The organism is Micromonospora sp. NPDC007220, from assembly GCF_040634035.1.
Classification (GTDB): Bacteria; Actinomycetota; Actinomycetes; order Mycobacteriales; family Micromonosporaceae; genus Micromonospora; species Micromonospora reichwaldensis.
This window is the reverse complement of record NZ_JBEYEU010000019.1, coordinates 1-23,791: the sequence shown is the minus strand read 5'-3', so window position 1 is coordinate 23,791 and position 23,791 is coordinate 1. Positions and strand designations below refer to the sequence as shown.

Below are 23,791 nucleotides of genomic sequence, written 5' to 3'. Positions count from 1 at the left end.
CCGTTGGGCGATGCTGGATCCGTCGATCACGCGGGAGGCGTTCATGGCTGGAATGACCGGTGACCCCGGACCCGACTCGCCGCTGGCGGCGGCGGGGGACATGGTGCACAACGCGCGTACCTTCGCCGACCGGATGGCCGCCAGACGCTCCATCCGGCACTTCTCGCCGCAGCCGGTGCCGATGGAGGTCATCGATGAGGCGATCCGCGCGGCGGCGACCGCGCCGAGCGGCGCGAACCTGCAACCGTGGCGGTTCGTCGTAATCACCGACGCGGCCCGCAAGCGCCGGCTGCGGGAGGCCGCCGAGGCCGAGGAGCGCGAGTTCTACGCCCGGCGCGCGTCGGCGCAGTGGTTGGAGGCGATCGCCCCGATCGGTACGGACTGGCACAAGCCCTTCCTGGAGGTGGCGCCGGTCGTGATCGTGGTGTTCGAGGTGCACCAGGGTCCCCGGTCCCCGAAGCCCTACTACGTCAAGGAGTCCGTCGGCATCGCGGTCGGCGTGCTGATCACGGCGCTGCACCACGCCGGCCTGGCCACCCTGACGCACACGCCGAGCCCGATGCGCTTCCTCAACGAGGTGTGCGAACGCCCGCCGGAGGAGCGCCCGTACCTGGTCATGCCGGTCGGCTATCCGGCGCCGGACGCGACGGTGCCGGACCTGGTCCGCAAGCCGCTGCCGGAGGTCCTGATCCGGCGGTGACGGCCCCTTCCCCGCGCCGACGCGGGCCGGCCGAATATCACCGTTCTCGTAAACAATCAATGATCCGCGCGTAATGAAGTGCCGCACGTTGGAAGATGCCGCGCTGCGCCGTGGCAACCAAGATTCTTTTCGCAACTCCTGTGACGGACCGATCGGTGATTCGCCGGCCGGCGGTGCGTCCGGGTCTTGGCGGGCTTCGGGGGCCCCGCCCCCGCCCCACCCTGGCCCGGGCTGACGCTCCCGCCGCCGGTCGTGCCCGGCTCGACCAGAAAGGGTGTACATGTCCGTGGATTCGATGGAGGTCGCTGGCCTCCGGGACGCATGGGTCAGGCTCGGCGACACGGAGCTGACCTCGCGCCTGCTCGTCGGTATCGAGCAGTACACGTCGCCGTCGGTGATCCGCCAGGTGCTCGAGGCGACCGGTTCGCAGGTCTTCATCACCACCGTGGACCCCGACAACAACCGTTCGAGTCTCCTGCTGTCCGATCTGGCCGACGAGATTCCCATCGAGCAGTACCTGTGGATCGGCACCACCTCGTTCGCCCGGTCGGCCGAGAGCGCGTGGAAGACCGTCAACATCCTGCACGACGCCTACGGCATCACCGTGTTCAAGCTGGACGTCCGCGGCCGGACCAACGAGCCGGACAACCGGGCCACCGTCGAGGTCGCCGCCCAGCTGCGCGAGCAGGGCTGGGAGGTCATGCCGTTCATCCTGCCCGACCTCGCGACCGCCAAGGAGTTGGCGGCGCTCGGCTGCTCGGCGCTGCGCGTGATGAGCGCCCCCGTGGCCTCCGGCCACGGCATCCCCGACCCCGGCCCGATCCGCCAGATCATCGACACGGTCGACATTCCGGTGGTCGTCGAGGGCGGGCTGGGCAGCGCCCGGCACGCCACCCTGGCGATGGAGCTCGGGGCGGCGGCGGTACTGGTCAACACCGCCCTGGTGAAGGCCCGGGAGCCGATGCTGATGGCGCAGGCGATGAAGCACGCCGTGGAGGCCGGTCGGCTGTCGTACCTGGCCGGCGCCATGCCCGGCGACGAGATCCCCTACTGACCGAGGAGCCGACCATGGCCGTCGAGGTGTGCATCCCGACCGTGTTCCGCAACTACACCAGTGGCAGCAAGTACGTGACCGCGGACGGCTCGACCGTCGCCGAGGTGCTGGCCGACCTCGAGGCCCGGCACCCGGGGCTGGGCAGCCGCGTGATGGGGGAGGACGGGCAGCTGCGCCGCTTCGTCAACCTCTACATCAACGACGTCGACGTGCGCACCAGCGGGATGCTCGACTCCCGCCTGCGCGACGGCGACTCGCTGACCATCCTGCCCGCCGTGGCGGGGGGCTGATGGCGTCCGGACCGGTCCCTGTCTTCGCCGGTGTGCTGTTCGACCTGGACGGCGTCCTGATCGACTCGACCGAGGCCATCCTGTCGCTCTGGCGGGGCCTGGCCGCCGAGCACGATCGGGCGCTGTCCGCGTCGGCGATCCGCGACGACGTGCTCGGCTGCTCCCCGGAACACTCGGTCTCGGCGCTCTTCGGCGACCTCGACGCCGACACGCGGGAGGAGATCCTGCGCCGGGTGCGGGTCGCCGAGACCGACCTCGCGTTCGTCGAGGTGCCGGGTGCCCGGGAGATCCTGGCGACGCTCGGCGGCGCCGGTGTCCGGCTGGCGCTGGTCACCGGCGCCTCCGCGCGCCGGGCCCGGCGGGTGGTGGCGCACCTGGGCGTCGCCGCGGCCTTCGACGCCATGGTCACCTGGGGCGAGACGGCGCGCGGCAAGCCGGCGCCGGACTGCTACCTGCTCGCGGCGCGCCGGCTCGGGCTGGCCCCGGCGGGCTGCCTGGTCGTCGAGGACGCCCCCAGCGGCGTCCGCGCGGCCTCGTCCGCCGGGGCGGTGACGGTCGGCGTCGGCGACGCGCCGGCCCTGCGGGCCGCCGGGGCGACCTGGACCGCGCCGGACCTCGCCGCGCTGAGCGTCGCCCGCGCCGCCGGCGCGGTCGAGCTGCGCCTGGCCGGCGCCCCGATCGCGGGCCTGTCCACGGTCGCGGGGCCGGCCACGCTGTCGGGGACGCGGGCGTGAGCGCCGGCCGCCCGCTGCGGGTCTTCTTCGCCACCTCCGAGGTGGCGCCCCTGGTCAAGGTGGGCGGTCTCGGGGATGTCGCCCGGGCCCTGCCCCGGGCGCTGGCCGGCCGGGGGCACGACGTACGGCTGTTCCTGCCCGGCTACGCGGGGCTGCCGGACGGCCGCCGGGTCGGCACGGTGGCGGTCGCGGCGGGCTCGGCGCGCGCCGAGTTCACCGTCGACGACCTGGGCGACCACGACGGCGTCCGGTACCTCACCCTGCGGACGCCGCAGCATCCCGACTGGCAGCGGCCCGAGGGGTACGTGGAGAAGCACCTGTCGTCCTTCGTGCTGTTCTCCCGGGCGGTCGCCGAGTTGGCCGCGCGGTCGGCGAGCCCGCCCGACGCGGTGCACTGCAACGACTGGCACGTCGGGCACGTCCCGGCGTACCTGCGCGCCCTCGACGCGTCGCCGCGGACCGTGATGACCATCCACAACCTCGCCTACCAGGGGTTGTTCCCGCACGACAAGGCCGACGAGCTGGACCTGACCCGCTACGGCACCGGCAACCTGCTGGCCCAGGGCATCCGGTATGCCGACGCGGTCACCACCGTCAGCGCCCGCTACCGGGACGAGACCCTCGCCCCCGCGCACGGGGTCGGGCTGCAAGGGTTGCTGCGGGCCCGGGGCGAGGACTACCACGGGATCCGCAACGGGGTCGACTACGACGACTTCGACCCCGCCACGGACCCGCACCTGCCGGCCCGCTTCGACGTGCACGACCTCGCGGGCAAGGCGGTGGCGAAGCGCGCGCTCCAGCAGCGCAGCGGCCTGGCGACGGATGCGGAGGTGCCGCTGTTCGCCTTCGTCGGCCGGTTGGTCGACCAGAAGGGCGTCGACCTGCTGCTGGAGGGCATCGACGAGATCGCCGCCCTCGGCCTGCAACTCGTCGTCGTCGGCGTCGGGGCCGAGTACGAGCGGTCGTTCCGCCGCGCCGCCCGCTACTACCCGCACGTCGCCTACCACCCGGACAGCGGGGAGGCGATCGCCCGGCTGGCGTACGCCGGCTCGGACGCCTTCCTGGCGCCCTCCCGGTTCGAGCCGTGCGGGCTGGCGCCGCTGATCGCGCTGCGCTACGGGTCGGTGCCCGTGGTGCGGCGGGTCGGCGGCATGGCGGAGACGGTCGCCGCGACGGGGCTCGGCTTCTCGTTCGACGGCTACCGCGCGCCGGACCTGGTCGACCTGATCGCGCAGGTGGTCGCGCGCTGGGCCGACCGGCAGGCGTGGGCGCGGTTGCGGGAGCGCGGCATGCGGGCCCGGTTCTCGTGGGACGAGGCCGCCGAGCGGTACGAGCAGTTGTACGTGCGCGCGCCGGCGCACGGGACAGGACGGGAGGACGACTCGGGTGCCGGTCAACCGACGTAGCGGGATCCTGCTGCATCCCAGTTCACTACCGGGCCGGTTCGGGGTGGGTGAGTTCGGGCCGGCCGCGATCGAGTGGCTGGACTTCCTCGCGGCCGCCGAGCAGAGCGTGTGGCAGATGCTGCCGCTCAACCCCGTCGGCGCGGACGGCTGCCCGTACCAGGCCAGCTCCACGCTGGCCGGCAGCCCGCTCTACGTCAGCGTCGAGCGGCTGCGCGACGAGGGTCTGCTCACCGCCGCCGACCTGGCGGACGTGCCGGCGCTGCCGCCGGACACCGTGGACTACCCGGCGGCGGGCGCCGTCAAGGCCGACCTGCTGGCCCGGGCGTACGCCGCCTTCACGCCGACCGCCGAGAGCGAGGCGTTCGCCCGGGAACAGGCGTGGTGGCTGGACGACTACGCCCGCTACATGACCCTGCGGGAGCGGTACGGCGGGCCGTGGACGAGCTGGCCGGCGCCGCTGGCCCGGCGGGACCCGGACGCGCTGGCCCGGCTCGACGACACCGAGCGGGACCGCCTCGACTACTACCGTTTCGAGCAGTACCTGTTCGCCTCGCACTTCACCGCCGTCCGCGACCATGCCCGCCGGCTCGGCATCGAGCTGATCGGCGACGTGGCCATGTTCGCCGGCACGGACAGCTGCGAGACGTGGGCGGCGCCGGAGCTGTTCCAGCTGGACGCGGCGGGCCGTCCGACCGCCGTGGCCGGGTTCCCGCCCGACGAGTTCAGCGCCGACGGCCAGGTCTGGGGCAACGCGCTCTACCGCTGGGAGCTGATGGCGGAGGACCAGTACGCCTGGTGGGTCGACCGGATCCGCCGGATGACCCAGCTGTACGACATGATCCGGCTCGACCACTTCCGGGGCTTCCTGCGCTACTGGGCCGTGCCGGTGGGCCGGCCGGCGAGTGCGGGGCGCTGGCGCGACGGGCCGGGCCCGTCGCTGTTCCAGGCCGTCCGCAAGGAACTCGGCGAGGTGGTGATGCTGGCCGAGGACCTGGGGCCCGCCTCGGCGGAGGTGCAGCAGCTGCGCATCGACGCCGGCATTCCCGGCATGCGGCTGCTCCAGTTCGCCTTCGCCGGCGATGAGAACCAGCATCTGCCGCACCACTACCCGACCGACTGCGTGGCCTACACGGGAACCCACGACAACGACACCACACTGGGCTGGTGGGAGGAGTCGAGCGCCGACCAGCGGCTGCGGGTGGAGCGCTACCTCGGGGGCGTACCGGACGGCATCTGCCGGTCGATGGCGCGGGCGGTCTTCGCGTCGGTGGCCGAGCTCGCCGTCCTGCCGTTGCAGGACGTGCTGGAGCTGGGCCCGGCGGCCCGGATGAACGTCCCGGGGCAGGCCGAGGGGAGCTGGCGGTGGCGGTTCCGGGCGGAGGCGCTGACCCCGGGCCTGGAGTTCCGGCTGCGCCGGCTGACCGAGACGTACGGCCGGGACCGGCGGGCGTCCACCCGACGGGCCAGGGGGTTCACCGGCTGATGGCGGCACCGACCTCCACGTACCGTCTCCAGTTCGGCCCCCACCTCGGCCTCTCCGACGCCGTCGTGCTGACCGACTACCTGGTCGACCTCGGTGTCGGCGCGCTCTACGCCTCCCCGCTGCTCGCCGCGGCGCCGGGCTCGACGCACGGCTACGACCTGGTCGACCCCACGCGCGCCGACCCGGGCCGGGGCGGTGAGCGGGCGCGCCTCGCGCTCGCCCGCCGGCTCGCCGAGGCCGGGCTCGGCTTCGTGGTCGACGTGGTCTGCAACCACATGGGCGTCGCCGACGCGGCGGCCAACCCGTGGTGGTCCGACGTGCTGCGGCACGGGCCGGAGTCCCGCTACGCCCGGTTCTTCGACGTCGACTGGTCGGCGGGGCCGCTGTTGCTGCCGGTGCTGGGCGACGACGGCGACGGCGGCGCGGCGGCCGAGGGGGAGCTGAAGCTCGCCGACGACTCGCTGGTCTACCACGAGCACCGGTTCCCGCTGGCGCCCGGCACCGGGCACGGCACGGTGGCGCAGGTGCACGGCCGGCAGCACTACCGGCTGGTGTCCTGGCGCCGGGGGGCGGCCGACCTGACATACCGCCGGTTCTTCAACATCGACACGCTGGCCTGCCTGCGCACGGAGGACCCGGAGGTGTTCGGGGCGCTGCACGCCGAGACGCTGCGCTGGGTCCGGGAGGGGCAGGTCACCGGGCTGCGCGTCGACCATCCGGACGGCCTGGCGGACCCCTCGGAATACCTGCGGCGGCTGCGGGCCGCGGCGCCCGCAGCGTGGATCGTCGTGGAGAAGGTGCTGGGCGTCGGCGAGGAGCTGCCGGCGGGCTGGCCGGTGGACGGCACCACGGGCTACGACGCGCTGGCCGAGATCTCGGGCGTCTTCGTGGCCCCGGCGGGCCGGCAGCGGCTGACCGAGGCGGCCGGCCTGACCGGCACCGCGCTGGCCGACGTCGTGCGCGAGGCGCGCGAGCAGGTCGTCGCGACGATGCTGGTCGCCGAGGCGCGACGGGTGGAGGCGCTCGTCGCGGCGCTGCTGCCCCGCTGCCCGGCGGCCGAGCGCGCGGACGCCGTCCGGGCCCTGCTGGTGGAGTTTCCCGTCTACCGGTCCTATCTCCCGCAGCACCGCTGGGCGCTGGACGAGGCGGTCGAGCGGGCCGCCCGGCGTCGGCCGGCGCTGCGGGGGATCCTCACCGCCGTCCGGGACGAGATGGTCGCCCGGCCGACCGGCCCGCTCGCGGTGCGGGTGCAGCAGGCGACCGGCCCGGTGATGGCCAAGGGCGTCGAGGACACGGCGATCTACCGGCACAACAGCCTGGTCGCGGTCAACGAGGTGGGCGTCGACCCGGGCCGGTTCGGGGTGTCGCCGGGTGAGCTGCACGCGGCGAACGCGGTCCGGGAGGCCGGCTGGCCCGCCACCATGACCACGCTGTCCACCCACGACACCAAGCGCTCGGAGGACGTACGGGCCCGCCTGGCGGTGCTCAGCGAGCTGCCGGAGGCGTACGCCGAGCGCTTCCGCCGTTGGTCCGCCCGGCAGCCGTTGGGCGACCCCCTGCTCGAACCGCTGGCGTGGCAGACCCTGCTCGGCGCCTGGCCGATCGGCCCCGAGCGGCTCTCCGCCTACCTGCTCAAGGTCGCCCGCGAGACGCGGGTGCGCACGAACTGGCACGATCCCGACCTCGACTACGAGGACGGCGTCACGAGCTGGCCCGCCCGGGTGCTCGCCGACGGGTCCCTCACGGCGGAGGTCCGTGCCTTCGTCGACCGGATCGCCGCGCCCGGCTGGTCGAACTCGTTGGGCCAGAAGCTGCTCCAGCTCGCCGGTCCCGGGGTGCCCGACGTCTACCAGGGCACCGAGCTGTGGGACTACTCGCTTGTCGATCCGGACAACCGCCGCCCGGTCGACTTCGCGGCCCGCCGGCGACTGCTGGCGGAGATCGACGCGGGACGGACGCCGCGGGTCGACGACACGGGGGCGGCCAAGCTGCTGGTCACCTCCCGGGTGCTGCGGCTGCGCCGGGACAGTCCGCGGCTGTTCCGCGGTTACCGCCCGGTCCGCGCGGAGGGCGGCGCGGCGGAGCACCTCATCGGCTTCTCGCGCGGCGGTGACGACGGCGTCGTGGCGCTGGCCACCCGGCTGCCGGTGGGGCTCGCCGAACGGGGCGGCTGGGCCGACACCGTGGTGCCCCTGCCCGGTGACGCCGACGGCTGGGTGGACGTGCTCACCGGCGCGCCGGTCCGTTCGTCGGCGCCCCGCGTCGAGGACCTGTTCGGCCGCCTGCCGGTGGCACTGCTCGTCAAGAAAAGAGGATCATGAGCGTCGACGTGGAAACCACCGGCCGGCGACGGTCGATGGCGGCCCTGCTCGGTGGGGTGGCCGCCACCAACACCTCCATGGTGGGGGCCAGCACGGCGTCCACGCTGATCGGCGCGGAGGAACTGACCGAGCTCTGGAGCGGCGTGCCGAACGCGGCCGGCGTGCTGGGTACCGCCGCCGGCACGCTCTGGCTGGCCGCGCTGATGGCGCGTCGGGGCACCCGTTCCGCGCTGTCGCTGGGCTACCTGGTCGCGATCGTGGGCGCGGCGGTGGCGGGCGCGGCGGTGGCCTCCGGGCAGGTGTTGCTGCTGATCTTCGGCATGGTGCTGCTCGGGGTGGGCAACGGCGGGGCGCAGCTGTCGCGGTACTGCGCGGCGGACCTGTACCCGCCCCGCCGGCAGGGGCTGGCCGTCGGGGTCATCGTCTGGGCGGGCACCGTCGGGGCGGTCTTCGGGCCCAACCTGATGGAACCGAGCGCCACCGCGGCCAGCCGGCTGGGTCTGCCGGACCTGGCCGGGCCGTTCCTCGTGGCGCTGCTGGCGGCCGGCATCTGCGTGCTCGCCTCCGCCGCCATGCCCCGGTCGCGGACGGCGGCCCGGCGGGGCGCCAACGATCCGACCCCGGCGCAGGTGTGGCGGCACCCGGTGGTGTCCGTCGCGCTGGTGTCCATGATCGCCGGGCAGCTGGCCATGGTCGCCCTGATGACCATGACGCCGCTGCACATGAGCAGCAACCACCACGGCCTCACGGCGGTGGGCGTGGTGCTCAGCGGCCACATGATCGGCATGTTCGCGCTGGCGCCGCTCTCCGGCTACCTGTCGGACCGTTTCGGCGGTCGGGCCGCGATCCTGATGGGCATCGGCCTGCTGGTCACCTCCGTCGTGGTGGCGTCGTGGCCGGCGGCCCACGGCAGCGGCCTCACCCGCCTGGTGGTCTCGCTCTTCCTGCTCGGCTGGGGCTGGAACCTCACCTTCGTCGGCGGTAGCGCCCTGCTCACCCAGGCACTGACCCCGGCCGCGCGGCGGGCGGTGCAGGGCCGGGTGGACGCCCTCGTGTGGGCCGCCTCGGCCGTGGCCAGCGTGGTGGCCGGGGTGGTGCTGGCGACCACCAACTACGTGGTGCTGTCGGTCGCGGCCGGGGTCGTCTCGCTGATCCCGGTGCCGATGCTGCGCCGCCGGCCGCCGGCCGAGGAGTCGGCCACCGCCCCCGAGCACGCCGACGCGGTGCGCTGACCCGGCGCGAGGCGGCACGTGCGAAGGTGCGGCCGTCGGGCGCGGCGGACGATGCTGGGTGCGGCGCGGGCCGGCGTACCGCCCGGTACCGGCCGCGCCTCCCTGGGGCCGCCGGTGCCCGGTGGGTCCCGCCGGCGCCGGCCGACCCGCCCACTCCCGCTGGACGCTAGGAGAACCTGATGACAGTCGCGTTGGAACGTGCCGGCGTCACGACGTTCCGGGGCCGCCCGGTCACGCTGCTCGGGCCGGAGGTGCGTGTGGGCGATCCCGCGCCGGCCTTCACCGCGCTGGCCAACGACTTCTCGCCGGTCGACCTGGCCTCGTCGGCCGGTACGGTGCGGATCCTGTCCGTGGTGCCGTCGCTCGACACCGGCGTCTGCGACCAGCAGACGCGGCGGTTCAACGAGGAGGCCGCCGCCCTGCCGGGGGTGAGCGTGCTGACCATCTCCGTGGACCTGCCCTTCGCGCAGGCCAGGTGGTGCGGCAACGCCGGCATCGAGGGGGTCCGGACGGCCTCGGACCACCGCGACCTGTCCTTCGGGCTCGCCTACGGCGTGGTGATCGCGGAGTTCCGGCTGCTCGCCCGGGCGGTCTTCGTGGTCGACGCCGAGGACCGCGTCGTGCACGTCGAGTACGTGCGCGAGGTCGGCGAGCACCCGCGCTACGAGGAGGTGGTCGCCGCGGCGAGGTCGGCGTCGTCCCGCTGACCCGCCCCGGGTCGCCACCCGCCGGTGCGCGCACGCGGTGGCCACGACGTCGATGCGTCGTGGTCACCGCGTGACGCTGCCCGCCACCAGGCCTGCGCCCGCTCGCGGCCATGTGCGCGTGCCCGCGCCGGGCCCTGCTCTCGCGCTTCTAGGCACGTGCGCGCGCCGGCCGCATCCCCGTCAGGTGCGCCGCCGGCGGCGTCCCCACCTCCGTCCACCGGTACAGCCCGTCGTGCGCGGCACGACGGGCCGTAGCTCGTGTGGGGTAGTGGCCTCCGCGGGTGTGGACCCGCCTCAGCCGCGGTCGCGTGCCGGGGGACGGGCCACCGGGCCGGACGGGGTGGCGACGGAGCCGGCCGGCTGCCCGCCCGCCCGCAGCACGCGCAGCATCACCGAGGGACGCATGATCGCCTGCGGCGGGTCGATCAGCCCGGCCACCCGCAGGAAGGCGTCCGTGACCCGGCTGTCCCGGGTGGCGGCGGCGTGCACCCGGGCGATGTAGGCGTTGGCCATCCGCACCTTGAACGGGCGCGGACCCTCCACCCGCGGGTGGGCCAGGTCGCCGCCGGCGGCGACCTCCCACGGGGCGTCGAGCTGCCGGGAGATGTCGGCGAAGAAGGCCCGCGGCCGGGGCGCCCCACCGCCGGCGAGGTGCCGGCGCAGGATCAGCGCCTCCAGGGCGGCGACGGTCATGCCCTGGCCGTACACCGGGTTGAACGTGCAGACCGCGTCGCCGACCACGAGCAGCCCCTCCGGCAGCCGGGACACCCGCTCGTAGCGGCGCCGGACGCTGGCCGGGAACCGGAACGAGGCCGGCTCGTCGAGGAACTCGGCGTCCCGGACGGCGTCGATGATGTCGGGCACGGGCAGCGAGGCCGCGTACGCGAGGAAGCCCTCGCGGTCGGTCGGCGGCTCGTCGCCGAGGATGCCGGTGAGCGAGAGCAGCCCGGTGTCGCCGCCCAGCGTGGCGAGGAACGCGCCGCGCGGATGGGCGGGGGTGGCCACCGGGTTGATCGAGACGTCGCCGTGGAACGGGTCGTGGGAGAAGCGGAACCGCGCGCTGGTGTAGGTGAGCCCGATCTTGATCCGCTCCTCCGGCACCGGGCCGTGGCCGAGCTCGGTCAGCCAGGCGGGGGTCCGGGAGCCGCGGCCGGTGGCGTCCACCACCAGGTCGGCGTCGATGACCTCGGCGACGTCGGCGCCGCGGTGGTGGATCCGTACGCCGGTGATCCGGTTGCCGTCGGCGGTGGCGACCGGGGCGACGACGTCGGCGTCCTCGACGAGCCGCACCCCCGACAGGGCCAGTACCCTGCGCCGCACCAGCGCCTCGATGCCCGGCCGGTAGCCCCCGACCACCAGCAGGCCGGTCTCCGCCGGCTTCAGCCGGTGGCCGTTGAAGTACCAGCGGATCCGGGTGCCGAGGTCGCCCGAGCGCAGTCCGGCCGCGGTCGCCTCGTCGGTGAAGCCGGGCAGCAGCTCCTCGATGGCCTGCTGACCCCGGGCGAGCAGGCCGTGCAGGTGCCGCCCCTGCGGTGCGCCGCGGCGCACCTCGGTCGCGTCGGCGAGCCGGTCCCGGTCCACCAGGACCACCTCCCGGTACGCCTCGGCGAGCACCTTGGCGGCGAACAGTCCGGCCATGCTCGCGCCGAGGACGACGGCCCGGCCTCTCGCGGTGTCGCTCATCGTGTGGTTCCTCTCGGTTTGCCGCCGGACGGACCTCCCGCCCGGTACAGGGGGTGCCGGTCTGCGGTCGCTCTCACTCGGCCGCTACTGCGGGGGCGGCCGGCTCGGTGCTGCGCGGCTCCCACTGCGCCGCCTCGCGGCCGGCCGGGAGCTGCTCGCGGACCGTGCTCGGCGCCTGGGCCCCCGGGTCCACGGGCGCCCGGCCCAACCACGGCCGCAGCCCCATCGCCGGGCGCTCCACCAGGTAGAAGCTCAGCGTCGCCGTCACCACGCTGGCACCGGCCACCGCCGCGGTGACGAGCCAGAAGTTGCCGGTGCCCAGCGGCGTGCCGGTCGTTCCGTAGTAGACCCACAGGTAGAAGACGTGCCAGAGGAAGACCCCGTAGGAGATCCGGCCGAGGAAGCGCAGCACGGGGTTGGACAGGGCCGCCCGCATGTAGCCGGGACGGCCCGCCGGCAGGGTCAGCGGCGCCACCAGCAGCAGGGAGATGGCCAGGTAGAGGGCGTGGTCGACCATCGCCGAGCCCAGCGGCGGGTAGTTCATGTCGTTCGGGCCGCCCAGGGGGGAGCAGGCCGTCGCGTACGCCAGCGCCGCGCCGATCCACGCTGCGCCCGGGTGCCGGATGAGGAACCGGTACGGGGCCGGCGTCCGCTCGGGCGCCACCTCGGCGACGGCGGAGAGGGTCGCCAGGATCATGCCGACCGCCAGGTAGCCCATGTACTCGGTCGGCCAGAGGTGCTGCATCGGGAAGGCGCCCATCGAGGGCAGGTGGTGGTACGCGGCGAAGCCGGCGCCGGTCAGCACCAGGGCGCCCAGTGGCACCAGCAGCCGCCTCGCGCGGGTCCCCGGGTCGGCGGCGCGTACCGCCCAGCGGCGCAACGCCCAGGCCAGCAGCGGCAGGGTGACGTAGAACGCGACCTCGGTCGCGAGGCTCCACGTCTGCTCCATGCCCGTGGGCATCGCGTTCGGCTGGTAGACGTGCAGCACGAGCAGCGGGCGCAGCACGTGCCACAGCCCGGTGACGGCGTCGGCGTTGAGCACGAGCAGCGCCGTCACGGCCAGCAACCAGTACGCCGGCAGGATCCGCAGGGCCCGCCGCCAGAAGTACGGCTTCAGCGCCATCGGCGGCCGGTCGGTGAGGGTGGCCAGCGCGAAGGGCCGGTAGAGCACCAGCCCGGAGAGGACGAAGAAGATCGGCAGGCTGACGTCCATGGTGTTGAAGATCGGTCCGGCGACCGGGTTGCCGGCCGCGCCGTACATGTCGGAGGCGATCATGCCCGTGGTCAGCGCGATGTGGGTCAGCATGACCATCACGGCGGCGACCCCGCGCATGCCCTCCAGCTCGGGGAAGAAGATCCTCGGTCGGGCCCGCTGGCCGGTGGCGGATGTCGCCCCCGGCGCGTCCCCTCGCACTGATGTCATCGTCCGCTCCTCACGCACCCGCACTGTCCGAAAAGGATCTGTTGAGCCTTGCCTCGGCAGAGCCGGGCGCCCCGGCGCGTCCGTCCGCTCCACTGTCGGATCGTGCTGCTCGGCCGGACCCGGCGCACCTTCCACCGTGCGCAACCCCGCGCCCGGCGACGGGATGAGCGCACGACGGGAGATGCGGGGCCCAGAGGGGCCGGACGACGATCCCTGATGACCAGACACCAGCGATGACCGCCGCACGTGCGGCGGACCGAAGCGGCGGAGGGGACACAGGGTGGGCGAGAAACGTGCGGCAACCGGTAGCGGAGGGCGCGGCCGAAGGGCCATCGCGGTCGGGGGCGTGGCGGCCCTGGCGGCAGTACTGGTGATCACCGGGCAGCAGACCCCCGCCGTCGCGGGCGGAGACGCGGACCCCGCGCCGGCGCCCGCCAGCCAGTCCGACCATCGGGTCACCCTGATCACCGGCGACCGGGTCACCGTCTCCCCGGACGGCGCGCGGGTCACCGTGACCGCCGCCCCGGGCCGCGCCGGCACCCGTTTCACCAGCCACCGTGCCGGCGGGCACCGCACGGTCCTCCCGGAGGACGCCCGCCCGCTGGTCGCCGCCGGGCTGCTGGACCGGCGCCTGTTCGACGTCACGGCGCTGGTCCGGGCCGGCTACGACGACGCCCGCAGCCCCGGGCTGCCGCTGATCGTGTCGCGACGCGGCGCCGATCCCGCGGCCGGTCTGACCGGGCCGGGGCTGCGCACGACCGGCCGGTTCGCCGTAGCCGGGATGAGCGCGGTGACCGTGGTCAAGACGGACGCCGCCTCGGCCTGGTCGGCGATTCGCGAGCAGCGGGCAGGCATCGAGAGGATCTGGCTGGACAGGCCGTTGACCCCGGCGCCCGTGCCGGCGCCGCCCACCGACCTGCCCCCGGCTCTGTCGGCGGGTGGCGCCGCGCCGACCGTGGCCGTGCTGAGCACCGGCGTCGACGCCGACCGGGCCAGGCCGGCCGCCCGGGTGGCGCGCCGGCAGGTCTTCGCCGGCGCGAGCACCGGTGACCGGCACGGACACGGCACCCGCACCGCCGCCGCCGTGCCCGGCGCGACGCTGCTCGACGGCAAGGTATGTGACGACGACGGCCGGTGCCCGGAGTCGGCGATCCTGGCCGGCCTGGAGTGGGCCGCCGGCCGGGCCGACGTCGTCGACCTCGGCGTCGGTGGCGCGGAGCAGCTCGGCACCGGCCCGCTCGGCCGGGCGATCGAACGGATCGGCGACCGCACCGGGGCCCTCGTGCTGGCCCCCGCTGCGGACGGGGCTGCAGGAGCGATCGCCACCCACGACGGGCCCGACGGGCGTGCGGCCGGGCTGCCGGCCGGCACGGTGACGGGCGCGGCACTGCTCGCCCAGCGTCACCCGGACTGGTCCGTGGACCGGCTCCGCGCCGCCCTCGCCGCCTCCGCGGTGGACGGTGCGCTCGACGCGGCGGCGCTGGCCCGGCGGAACGTGCTCCCGGCCACGGCCTCGCTCGCCTTCGGGGTGCAGCAGTGGCCGCACGCCGACGACCGCCCGCAACAGCGGACGCTCACCTGGCACAACCACGGCGACCGGCCCGTCGAGCTGCGGCTCGACGTCGCGCTGACCGGCCCCGACGGCACGCCCGCCCCCGCCGGGGCGCTGCGGCTCGACGCGACCACGGTGACCGTGCCGGCGGGCGGGTCGGCCGGCGTCACCGTCGCCGCCGACACCCGCCACGACGGGCCCGACGGCCGCTACACGGGCACCGTCACCGCCACCCCGGCGGGCGCGCCCGACCTGGCCGTGCGCTCGCGCGTCGAGGTGGAGAAGGAGGTCGAGAGCCACACGCTCACCGTCCGGCACCTCGGGCCGGACGGGCGGCCCACCGGCCGGGCCGAGACGATGGTGCTGGACCTCACCGGCGAGCTGAGGGCGTTGCTGTACGGCGAGGACGGCACCGCCACCACCCGGCTGCCGAAGGGCAGCTACGTCCTCGTCGGCGACGTGGTCGACTTCGGCGACACCGATTCGACCTGGCACCGCCTGGTCCAGCCGGAGTTGGCCCTCGACGCCGACGCCACGGTGACCATGGACGCCCGACGGACCGCCCCGGTACGCACCACCGTGCCCCGCCCGGACGCGCGGACCGCCATGGTCGACCTCGGCTTCAACCGGCGCGCCGAGGACGGCACCGGGTTCGGCCTCGCCCTGGCCCTCGACGGCTTCGAGGGGCTGCGCTCCGGGCAGCTCGGCCCCGACCTGCCCGCCGAGCGGATGACCGGTTACCTCCACTCCACCTGGGCGGTGCCCGGCCCGGCTGGCGACTTCCGCGACACCCCCTACACCTACGGGCTGCTCGACACCCGCCCGGGCGGCTTCTTCACCGGCTTCGACCGGAAGGTGGCCGATCGGGACCTGGCGACGGTGGACAGCCGGCTGGTCGCCCAGGTGACCGGCCGCGCGGCGACCAAGGCCCTGTTCCCCAACGCGCCCGGCGTCATCGGCACGCTGACTCCGCTGCTGCCGTTCAGGCTGCCGGCGCGTACGACGCACCTGCTGGAGGGCGGCGCCACCCTGTGGAGCGCCGCCTTCGGCGAGAACGTCCCGGGCGGGGACGGGCTACCGGTCGAGATCACGGCTTTCGGCCAGGCGAACCAGTCGTACCAGGCCGGGCAGCGGTACACCGACCGGTGGAACGCGTCGGTGCTCGGGCCGATGTTCGACTTCGCCGGTCACGCCGGCCGGCGCGGCGACACCGTCTGGTTCGGCATCCCCATGTACTCCGACCAGGACGGGCATCGGGCCGGTTCCCTCACCGACGCGGCGACGACCCGGATGTACCGCGACGGCCGCCTGGTGGCCGCCTCCGGCGCCGGGAACCTGGAGGCCGAGGTGCCGCCGGGGCCCGCGACGTTCCGCGTGGAGAAGCGGACCAGCCGACCGTCGTACTCCCCCCTGTCGACGCGGGTGGACGCGACGTGGACGTTCCGGTCGGACACCGCCGGCGAGGCCGGCGAGTCCTTCCCGCTGTGGGTCGTCCGGTACGCGCCGACGGTCGACGACCACAACGTCGCCCGCTGGGCGCCGGTGACCCTGCTGCCGGTGTCGGTGATGTCCCAGCCGGAGGCCCGCGTGGGTCGGGTCCGGCAGTTGGCCGTGCGGGTCTCCGTCGACGGGGGCCGCACCTGGCGCAAGGCCCCGGTGGTGCCGGCGGGCGACGGCGGCTACCGCGCGGTGGTGCACGCGCCGAAGGGAACCCGGACGGTGTCGCTGCGCGCCACCCTGGTCGACTCGCACGGCAACCGGCTGGACCAGACCATCGTCAACGCGTACCGGTTCGTGAAGTGATCCGGTACGACACGGGCAGGCCGGCCGCCGCTTTCGCGCCCAGGTGCGGAAGCCGGCCGGCCGGCCGGACAGGAGGAAGCATGGCAACGGTATCGAGATGGCTGTCGCTGACGCTGGCCGTCGTCCTCGCCGTCGGGGCGGTCGGCTCGGGCCCGACCGCCGCCGCGGCGGCGGCTGCGGAACCGCGGAGCTGCATAAGCGCGCCGAGCACCCCGGAGAAGAGCCCCGCCGGCCTGATGGTCCGTAGCGTGGCGACCAACGACTGCGTCGTCCTCGCGGTCATCTGGCTGATGCGCTACGAAACCACCGACACCGGCTGGCGGACGGTGCTGGATCGCTACATGGACCCCGGGTCGACGACCCGGCTCGAATTCCCGTGCCGGGCCAGCGGCACCCGGATCTACCGGTCCGTCGTCTGGGACCCGAACATGATGGCCTACCTGACCTCTCCCGAGGTCCGCATCACCTGCTGACCCGCCCACGCGGCCCGCACGTCCGGACGCCCGCGGCGTACCGGTGACACGAGGAGGAGGAACGACATGTCCGCAGGCAATGCCGCTGTCGTGAGCGACGAGACGGCCGTACGGGACGTCGCGCGGCGCATCGTGACGGCCTGGGCGGCCAACGACGCCGACGCGTTCGCGGCGATCTTCGTCGAGGACGGCACGCTCATCGGTGACGCCTACATGAAGGGCCGGGAGGAGATCCGCTCCTACATGGCCGCCGGGTTCGCCGGGCCGTACGGGGGGACCCACGTCCTCGTCGAGCCGCTCGACGTCCGCTTCCTGACCGACGACATCGCGCTGCTGGTGACCCAGGGCAGCGTGCTCCTGGAGGGGGAGACCGAGTTCGTCGCCGAGCGCGCCTTCCTCGCCACCTCCACGGTGGTCCGGGTGGACGGGGGGTGGAGCATCGCCGCCTACCAGAACTCCAAGGGCACGGCCAACCGCTGACGAGGCGTACGCAACGGCGGGTCGCCCGGCGTCCGACTGCACCCCGCACCGTCCACGGGCGGTGCGGGGTGCGTCGGTGCGTCCGGGTGACCGCCGCCCGGGCTGAGCCCCGCCCGCTCAGGCGGGGCGGGGGAGGCCGGCCACCAGCGAGCGGTAGGCCTCGGCGGGGGTCAGCGCGGTGCCACGGTCGAACTCCTCCGTGAACGCGGTCGGGCTGAGCGCGTCGCGCGCGGCCTGAGTGATCCGGTCGACGTCGCCCCGTTCGCCGGCCGGCAGCGGCGCGCCCACCGAGGCCCGCGCCATGGCCGCCGCGCCGAGCAGCCGGGCGGCGTCGCCGTGCCGGCCGTCGAGCGTCGCCGTGCCGGCGAGCCCCTCCAGCGCGAGCGCCTGCGCCCGGGGATCGCCGATGGCGGTGGCGACCTCGAACGCCTCGGCGTGCAACTCGTGCGCGTCGCGGGCGGTGCCGCGCTGCTCCGCGACGAAGCCCAGCTCGGCCAGGAGCAGTGCCCGCACCACGTCGGCGTCCAGGCCCGGCTGGCGGGTCCACGCCAGGACGCCGCGCAGCAGCTCCTCGGCGGCGTCCAGCCGGCCCTCGCGGCGGGCCCCGAGCCCGAGGCCGATCTGCGCGTACAGCTCCCCGGGCTTGAAGTTCTGTTCGGCGGCCAGCCGCAGCGCCCGCTCGTGGAACTCCCGGGCCCGGTCGTAGTCGCCGCTGAGCAGCGCGATGCGGCCCAGGCCGGAGAGCCGGTCGGAGGCCTCCAGCCACAGCCCGAGTTCCTCGGCCATCCGCAGGCCCTCCCGGTGCAGCCTGGCCGCCTCCGGGTAGTCGCCGGTCGCCTCCGCCCGCGTGGTCAGCGCGAAGGACGCCTGGAGCTGGCCCCACCGGTCGCCCAACTCGCGGAAGAGCGCCACGCTGCGCGCGCTGTCCCGGCTGGCCGCCTCCAGGTCGCCCCGGGACTGCGCGTGCCCGGCCCGCAGGCTCAGCGCCGTCGCCACCCCCCACCGGTCGCCGAGCATCTCGAACTGCGCCAGCGCGTCGTCGACCAGCTCCTGGCTGGTCGTGACGTCCCCCGTGTTGAGCAGCGCGAGGCCGAGGAAGCAGGTGGCCCGGGCCCGCCCCGCCGGGTCCTCGTCCGGCGGCCAGCCCGCCAACGCCGGGGCCACCAGCGGGGCGTGGTCGCCACCGGCCTCCAGCAGGGCGAGCCCGGCCCGCCAGCAGGTGGCCGCCGCCCTTAGCGAGGTCGGCACGGCACCGGGCACGGCGAGCGCCGCCTCGATCGACCGGCGCGCCTCGCGCAGCCGGCCGCGCAGGTACCGGTACCAGGCCAGCGCGGTCGCCAGCTCCAGCGCACCGGCCGCGTCGTCGTCGGCCAGCGCGCCGTCGAGCGCGCGGCGCAGGTTGGCCGTCTCCTGGTCCAGCCGCGCGAGCCAGCGCCGCTGCGCCGCCCCGCGCAGTTCGTCGTCGGCCCGCCGCGCCAGCTCGAGGTAGTGGCGCCGATGGCGGCGGCGCACCACCGCCACCTCGTCGGCCGCGCGCAGCCGCGCCAGGCAGTACTCGGCGACCGACTCGAGCAGCCGGTAGCGCGGCTCACCGGCGCCCTCGGTCATCACCACCAGCGAGCGGTCGACCAGCCGGACGAGCAGCCCGAGCACCTCGTCGGCGGGCAGGTCCGGGTCGGCGCAGACCGCCTCCGCGGCCTCCAGGGTGCAGCCGTCGGCGTGCGCGGCGAGGCGCCGCAGCACCACCCGCTCCGGGTCGGAAAGCAGCTCCCAGCTCCAGTCGATCATCGCGCGCAGGGTCTGCTGGCGCGGCGGGGCGCCCCGGTGGCCGCCGGAGAGCAGCCGGAACCGGTCGTCCAGCCGGGTGACCAGCCCGTGCACGCCCAGCGCGCGTACCCGGGTCGCGGCCAGCTCCAGCGCGAGCGGCACCGCGTCGAGGCGGCGGCACAGCTCGGCGACGTCACGGGCGTTGGTCGCGTCCAGGGCGAATCCGGGGGCGGCGGCGGTGGCCCGGGCGACGAAGAGCTGCACCGCGCTGGAACGGGCGAGCACCTCGGGCTCGGTGACCTCCGGGTCGGGCAACTCCAACGGGGGGACCGGCCAGACCCGCTCACCCGCCACGCCGAGCGGATCCTGGCTGGTGGCCAGCAGGCGTACGCCCGGGGCGTGCGGCAGCATCCGCTGGGCCAGCTCGGCGACCGGCTCCACGACGTGCTCGCAGTTGTCCAGGACCAGCAGCAGGGACCGGCCGCCCAGCACGTCGACGAGACGGTCGGCGGGGGTGGCCGGGGCGCCCGTCGGCCCACGGTCGGCCCCGGTGGCCTCGCGGATGCCGAGCACCGCCAGCAGCGACCCGGCCAGCGCGGCGGGGTCGTCCGGGCGCAGCGAGGCCAGCTCGACCAGCCACACCCCGTCCGGGTACGCCTCGACGAGCTGGTGCGCCGCCTCGACCGCCAGCCGGGTCTTGCCCACTCCGCCCGGACCGACGAGGGTGAGCAGCCGTTCGACGCGCAGCAGGTCGTGGACGTGTCGCACGGCCTCCGCGCGCCCGACCAGCGGGGTCAGCGGGGCGGGCAGGTTGGTCCTCGGCATCACCCGTCCCGCACCTGCCGGGCGCGGCGCGGCCAGCGGATCGTCCGCGCCGCTCGGCTCGGCGCCGCGCGGATCCCTCGGGTCGCTCCCGCCGCCCTGGCCGATCCCGCCGCCCTGGCTGTTCCTGCCGCCCTGGCCGTTCCTGCCGCTCGGGACGCCCTGGCCGCTTGTACCGCCCTGGTCGCCCTGGTCGCTTGCACCGCTCCGGCCGCTCCGGTCGCCCGAACCAAGCTGGTCGGCGAGCAGCGCCGGGTCGTGCGCCAGGATCGCCCGGTGCAGCGCCACCAGCTCCGGGCCCGGGTCCAGGCCCAGCTCCTCGGCGAGCTGCCGGCGGAAGCGGGCGTAGCTCTCCAGCGCCTCGCCCTGTCGCCCGGCCCGGTAGAGGGCGCGCAGTTGCAGGGCGCGGGCCCGTTCCCGGAACGGGTGCCGCGCCACCAGGTCGGCGAGCTCCCCGACCAGCAGCTGATGCTCGCCGAGGACCAGCCGGACCTCGGCCCGCTCCTCGACGGCCACCAGGCGCTGCTCCTCCAGCCGAGTGGCCAGCGGGCGGGTGAACGGTTCGTCGGCGAAGTCGGCCAGCACCGGGCCACGCCACAGGGCCAGGGCCTCGTCCAGCAGCGCGACCCGGGCGGGTGGGGCGGCCGTGCCGGTGGCCCGCTCGACCAGCGCGCCGAACCGGTCGGCGTCGGTCTGCCCGGGTGCGGTGCGCAGCAGATATCCGGGCGGTCGGGACACCACCGCGTCCCTGCCGCCGGCCTCCGCGTCGTTCAACGCCCGCCGCAGCTGCCAGACCTTGGTCTGTAGCGCCCCGCTGGGATTGGCCGGCCGGCGCTCGCCCCACAGGTCCTCGACCAGCCGGTCGACGGGGACGGGGCGGCCCTGGTGCGCCAGCAGGTCGGCGAGCAGGACACGAACCTTCAGATCGGGCACGGTGACCGGTGCGCCGTCCGTCGTCCAGACCGCCAACGGACCGAGGAGCCCGAAACGCATGGCGTCACCGTAGCGCAGCGCACCGACGACGGGCGGTCACGGCGCGGCGCGGCGACCGGGAGCGCACCGGGAGAAGACCGGGAGTGGACCGGGAGCGGTGGGCGGCAGAGTGGGACCGGCGACGGATCCGGCCCGGCGAGGCGAGGGAGGCGCACCGGATGTCATGGTGCGACCGCGTGCGCGTCCCGGGCCGGCCGATCCAGGTCGACCGCCAACGAGCCGGCCGGAGGGCGGGCGACACCGGCGCGGGAGCGTGCCCAGGGCTCCGGTCGGCGTCCGTGCCGTGCGACGGCCCGCGCTCCCTCCGGTACGCCGGAGCGCCCGCGCCCGTCGCCACCGCTCCCGGCAGGGGGCGTCCGTGACCACGAATGGAGAGACAGCATGAACCTGCCGACGATCGTGTCGCAGTCGGAATGGGACACCGCCCGGGAGCGGCTGCTCGCCAAGGAGAAGGAGGCGACCCGGGCCCGGGACGCGCTGGCCGCGGAGCGCCGCAGGCAGCCCATGACACGGATCCACAAGGAATACGTCTTCGAGGGCCCGGGCGGCAAGGCCAACCTGGCCGACATCTTCGACGGCCGGCGTCAGCTGATCGTCTACCACTTCATGCTCAGGCCGGGCGAGTCGCACTACTGCGAGGGATGCTCGATGTTCGTCGACAACCTCGGCCACCCCGCCCACCTGAACGCCCGGGACACCACCCTGGCGCTGATCTCCCGGGCGCCGCTGGCGGAGATCACCCCGCTCAAGGAGCGGATGGGCTGGACGCTGCCCTGGTACTCGTCCCACGGCACCGACTTCAACACCGACCTCGGGCTCACCACGAAGGCGGGGGAGGCGTTCGGGCTGAGCGTCTTCCTGCGCGACGGCGACGAGGTGTACCGCACCTACTTCACCTCGGAGCGGGGCGTCGAGGCGCTCGGCAGCAACTGGACGCTGCTCGACCTTACCCCGCTCGGCCGCCAGGAGACCTGGGAGGACACCCCGGACGGACGCCCGCAGGAGGAGCCGTACGGCTGGTGGCGGCTGCACGACGAGTACGACAACTAGGCGCCGCACCGATACGGAGGAAGGACCACGATGGATGTGAACGCGAGCGAGGCGGAACCGAGAGCGGGCCGGCGCGAGTGGATCGGCCTGGCCGTGCTCACGCTGCCCACCCTGCTGCTGTCGCTGGATCTCAACGTGCTCTACCTGGCGCTACCGCAGCTGAGCGCCGACCTGGCGCCGGACGCCGCCCAGCTGCTCTGGATCATGGACATCTACGGCTTCATGATCGCCGGATTCCTGGTGACCATGGGGACCCTCGGTGACCGGATCGGCCGCCGCCGGCTGCTCATGATCGGCGCGGCGGCCTTCGGCGTGGCGTCGGTGATCGCCGCCTACTCGAGCAGCGCCGAGATGTTGATCGCCACCCGGGCGCTGCTGGGCGTGGCCGGGGCGACCCTGATGCCCTCCACGCTGTCGCTGATCAGCAACATGTTCCGCAACGCGCAGCAGCGCACCATGGCCATCGGCCTCTGGATGAGCTGCTTCATGATCGGCGCGATCATCGGACCGCTGGTCGGCGGCGTGCTGCTCGAGTCGTTCTGGTGGGGCGGGGTCTTCCTGCTGGGCGTACCGGTGATGGTCGTGCTGCTGGTGGCCGCGCCGCTGCTGCTGCCCGAGTACCGCAACCCGGAGGCAGGGCGGCTCGACCTGTTCAGCGTGGTGCTGTCGCTGGCCACCATCCTGCCTTTCGTCTACGGCCTCAAGGAGCTGGCGAAGGACGGCTTCGGCGTCCGGCCCATCCTGGCCATGGTCGTCGGTGTGGTGGTGGGCGTGATCTTCGTGGCGCGGCAGCGCCGCCTCACCAACCCGCTGCTCGAGGTGCGGCTGTTCGCCAACCGGACCTTCAGCGCGGCCCTGGGCATCATGCTGCTCGGCGGGTCGACCATCGGTGGCATCGCGCTGCTCTTCGCCCAGTACGCCCAGCTGGTCGAGGGCCTCTCCCCGCTGCGGGCCGGGCTCTGGATGCTGCCCTACGCGGTGTCCATGCTGGTCGGTTCGATGCTCGCGCCGATGATCGCGCAGAAGTTCGCCCCGGGCTACGTGGTCGCCGGCGGCATGGCGATCGCCGCGGTCGGCTTCGCGCTGCTGAGCCAGGTGGGCACCGCCGGGGGGCTCGGCCTCGCGGTGACCGGTCTGGTGATCGTCTATCTCGGCTTCGGTCCCGGTGCCGTGCTGGGCACGGACCTGATCATCGGGGCGGCGCCGCCCGAACGTGCCGGCTCGGCGTCGTCGATGTCGGAGACGAGCACCGAGCTGGGGGTGGCGCTCGGCGTCGCGGTGCTGGGCAGCGTCGGCACCGCCGTCTACCGCAGCGAGATCGCCCCGGCCCTCCCCGCTGACCTGCCCGCGCAGGTGAGGGAGGCGGCCGGCGATTCGCTGGCCGGCGCGAGCGCGGTGACCGGGCAGCTCTCCGAGCAGACCGGGAGCGCCCTGCTCGAGGCCGCCAGGGCGGCGTTCACCAGCGGGTTCAACGTGGCCGGGTTGGTCAGCGCGGTGATCGCGGTGATCGCGGCCGTGGCATCGGCGCTGCTGCTGCGCCGAGTACGCCCGGCGGCCGAGGAACCGGTCGTCGATGCCCCGGCGGTCCCGGCCGGCGGCACCGACGAGACGCCCGCGTCGGCCCGGCGCTGACGGGTCGGTCGCGGCGCGACCGTGCGGCCGGGGTGGAGCACTCCACCCCCGCCGCACGCCGGTAGCGGAAGACCGAGCGGCCCCCCGAGCGGTGGCGGGGGGCCGGGGGGGGCCCCCCGCCCCCCGCGGCGGGGGCGGGCGGCCGGGCGGGGGGGGGCCGCCCCCCCCCCGGGGGGGGGCGCTCGG

General features: G+C 74.9%; 17 protein-coding genes. 14 read left to right on the top strand and 3 right to left on the bottom strand.

The window, feature by feature from the left end:
* The first annotated feature begins 100 nt into the window (after window positions 1-100).
* From ABZ573_RS24950 to tpx, 9 genes are all read left to right on the top strand, one after another.
* Complete coding sequence (locus ABZ573_RS24950; protein ID WP_327031238.1) at window positions 101-700, top strand: nitroreductase family protein; 600 nt, start codon at window positions 101-103, stop codon at window positions 698-700.
* 280 nt (window positions 701-980) lie between these two features.
* A complete protein-coding gene (locus tag ABZ573_RS24945) occupies window positions 981-1,754 on the top strand; it encodes a thiamine biosynthesis protein ThiG (protein ID WP_225852181.1) in 774 nt (257 codons plus the stop codon).
* Window positions 1,755-1,768: 14 nt separating this feature from the next.
* Window positions 1,769-2,044, top strand: a complete 276-nt coding sequence (locus ABZ573_RS24940) for a MoaD/ThiS family protein (protein ID WP_132238266.1) — start codon at window positions 1,769-1,771, stop codon at window positions 2,042-2,044.
* Entirely contained in the window at window positions 2,044-2,778 is a 735-nt protein-coding gene (locus ABZ573_RS24935; RefSeq protein WP_327028766.1) for an HAD family phosphatase, read from the top strand. Before ABZ573_RS24940 ends, ABZ573_RS24935 begins: the two co-directional genes overlap by 1 nt.
* A complete protein-coding gene (locus ABZ573_RS24930; RefSeq protein ID WP_151454558.1) occupies window positions 2,775-4,184 on the top strand; it encodes a glycogen synthase in 1,410 nt (469 codons plus the stop codon). The genes ABZ573_RS24935 and ABZ573_RS24930 overlap by 4 nt, the downstream gene beginning before the upstream one ends.
* Window positions 4,165-5,667 (top strand): 4-alpha-glucanotransferase, encoded by a 1,503-nt coding sequence (gene malQ, locus ABZ573_RS24925; protein ID WP_151454559.1) that lies wholly within the window; start codon window positions 4,165-4,167, stop codon window positions 5,665-5,667. The genes ABZ573_RS24930 and malQ overlap by 20 nt, the downstream gene beginning before the upstream one ends.
* On the top strand, window positions 5,667-7,988 hold the full coding sequence (treY, locus tag ABZ573_RS24920; RefSeq protein WP_358121371.1) for a malto-oligosyltrehalose synthase: 2,322 nt from the start codon (window positions 5,667-5,669) through the stop codon (window positions 7,986-7,988). Before malQ ends, treY begins: the two co-directional genes overlap by 1 nt.
* Entirely contained in the window at window positions 7,985-9,220 is a 1,236-nt protein-coding gene (locus ABZ573_RS24915; RefSeq protein ID WP_327028764.1) for an MFS transporter, read from the top strand. Before treY ends, ABZ573_RS24915 begins: the two co-directional genes overlap by 4 nt.
* A 179-nt stretch (window positions 9,221-9,399) precedes the next feature.
* Entirely contained in the window at window positions 9,400-9,927 is a 528-nt protein-coding gene (tpx, locus tag ABZ573_RS24910; RefSeq protein ID WP_358121369.1) for a thiol peroxidase, read from the top strand.
* Between the two features lie 294 nt (window positions 9,928-10,221).
* On the opposite strand, the gene ABZ573_RS24905 is transcribed toward tpx, so the two are convergent.
* Together ABZ573_RS24905 and ABZ573_RS24900 are read right to left on the bottom strand one after the other, a co-directional pair.
* Window positions 10,222-11,610 (bottom strand): FAD-dependent oxidoreductase, encoded by a 1,389-nt coding sequence (locus ABZ573_RS24905; RefSeq protein WP_358121367.1) that lies wholly within the window; start codon window positions 11,608-11,610, stop codon window positions 10,222-10,224.
* 73 nt (window positions 11,611-11,683) lie between these two features.
* Window positions 11,684-13,033, bottom strand: coding sequence for an acyltransferase (locus ABZ573_RS24900; RefSeq protein ID WP_358121365.1), 1,350 nt, complete (start codon window positions 13,031-13,033; stop codon window positions 11,684-11,686).
* A 346-nt stretch (window positions 13,034-13,379) separates the two neighbouring features.
* Here ABZ573_RS24900 and ABZ573_RS24895 point away from each other — a divergent pair, with 346 nt between their 5' ends.
* From ABZ573_RS24895 to ABZ573_RS24885, 3 genes are all read left to right on the top strand, one after another.
* Entirely contained in the window at window positions 13,380-16,388 is a 3,009-nt protein-coding gene (locus tag ABZ573_RS24895) for a hypothetical protein (RefSeq protein WP_358121363.1), read from the top strand.
* Window positions 16,389-16,468: 80 nt separating this feature from the next.
* Window positions 16,469-16,861: a hypothetical protein gene (locus ABZ573_RS24890; RefSeq protein ID WP_151454566.1), complete on the top strand. Its 393-nt coding sequence runs from the start codon at window positions 16,469-16,471 to the stop codon at window positions 16,859-16,861.
* Between the two features lie 66 nt (window positions 16,862-16,927).
* Window positions 16,928-17,341, top strand: a complete 414-nt coding sequence (locus tag ABZ573_RS24885) for an SgcJ/EcaC family oxidoreductase (protein ID WP_132238240.1) — start codon at window positions 16,928-16,930, stop codon at window positions 17,339-17,341.
* 117 nt (window positions 17,342-17,458) lie between these two features.
* Here the strand turns inward: ABZ573_RS24885 and ABZ573_RS24880 are convergent, their stop codons facing one another.
* On the bottom strand, window positions 17,459-20,923 hold the full coding sequence (locus ABZ573_RS24880; protein WP_358121361.1) for a BTAD domain-containing putative transcriptional regulator: 3,465 nt from the start codon (window positions 20,921-20,923) through the stop codon (window positions 17,459-17,461).
* Between the two features lie 381 nt (window positions 20,924-21,304).
* Between ABZ573_RS24880 and ABZ573_RS24875 the strand changes: the two genes are divergently transcribed.
* Together ABZ573_RS24875 and ABZ573_RS24870 are read left to right on the top strand one after the other, a co-directional pair.
* Window positions 21,305-21,973: a DUF899 domain-containing protein gene (locus ABZ573_RS24875; protein WP_151454568.1), complete on the top strand. Its 669-nt coding sequence runs from the start codon at window positions 21,305-21,307 to the stop codon at window positions 21,971-21,973.
* Between the two features lie 30 nt (window positions 21,974-22,003).
* Window positions 22,004-23,605 carry an MFS transporter gene (locus ABZ573_RS24870; protein ID WP_151454569.1) on the top strand — a complete coding sequence of 534 codons (1,602 nt, stop codon included), beginning with the start codon at window positions 22,004-22,006 and terminating at the stop codon, window positions 23,603-23,605.
* The last annotated feature ends 186 nt before the right edge of the window (window positions 23,606-23,791 follow it).

What these genes read in the sequence shown, in the direction of transcription:
- ABZ573_RS24950 (WP_327031238.1), top strand. Translation starts at nt 101, where the DNA reads ATGGTGCACAACGCGCGTACCTTCGCCGACCGGATGGCCGCCAGACGC.
- ABZ573_RS24945 (WP_225852181.1), top strand. Translation starts at nt 981, where the DNA reads ATGTCCGTGGATTCGATGGAGGTCGCTGGCCTCCGGGACGCATGGGTC.
- ABZ573_RS24940 (WP_132238266.1), top strand. Translation starts at nt 1,769, where the DNA reads ATGGCCGTCGAGGTGTGCATCCCGACCGTGTTCCGCAACTACACCAGT.
- ABZ573_RS24935 (WP_327028766.1), top strand. Translation starts at nt 2,044, where the DNA reads ATGGCGTCCGGACCGGTCCCTGTCTTCGCCGGTGTGCTGTTCGACCTG.
- treY (WP_358121371.1), top strand. Translation starts at nt 5,667, where the DNA reads ATGGCGGCACCGACCTCCACGTACCGTCTCCAGTTCGGCCCCCACCTC.
- ABZ573_RS24915 (WP_327028764.1), top strand. Translation starts at nt 7,985, where the DNA reads ATGAGCGTCGACGTGGAAACCACCGGCCGGCGACGGTCGATGGCGGCC.
- tpx (WP_358121369.1), top strand. Translation starts at nt 9,400, where the DNA reads ATGACAGTCGCGTTGGAACGTGCCGGCGTCACGACGTTCCGGGGCCGC.
- ABZ573_RS24905 (WP_358121367.1), bottom strand. Translation starts at nt 11,610, where the DNA reads ATGAGCGACACCGCGAGAGGCCGGGCCGTCGTCCTCGGCGCGAGCATG.
- ABZ573_RS24900 (WP_358121365.1), bottom strand. Translation starts at nt 13,033, where the DNA reads ATGACATCAGTGCGAGGGGACGCGCCGGGGGCGACATCCGCCACCGGC.
- ABZ573_RS24890 (WP_151454566.1), top strand. Translation starts at nt 16,469, where the DNA reads ATGGCAACGGTATCGAGATGGCTGTCGCTGACGCTGGCCGTCGTCCTC.
- ABZ573_RS24885 (WP_132238240.1), top strand. Translation starts at nt 16,928, where the DNA reads ATGTCCGCAGGCAATGCCGCTGTCGTGAGCGACGAGACGGCCGTACGG.
- ABZ573_RS24880 (WP_358121361.1), bottom strand. Translation starts at nt 20,923, where the DNA reads ATGCGTTTCGGGCTCCTCGGTCCGTTGGCGGTCTGGACGACGGACGGC.
- ABZ573_RS24875 (WP_151454568.1), top strand. Translation starts at nt 21,305, where the DNA reads ATGAACCTGCCGACGATCGTGTCGCAGTCGGAATGGGACACCGCCCGG.
- ABZ573_RS24870 (WP_151454569.1), top strand. Translation starts at nt 22,004, where the DNA reads ATGGATGTGAACGCGAGCGAGGCGGAACCGAGAGCGGGCCGGCGCGAG.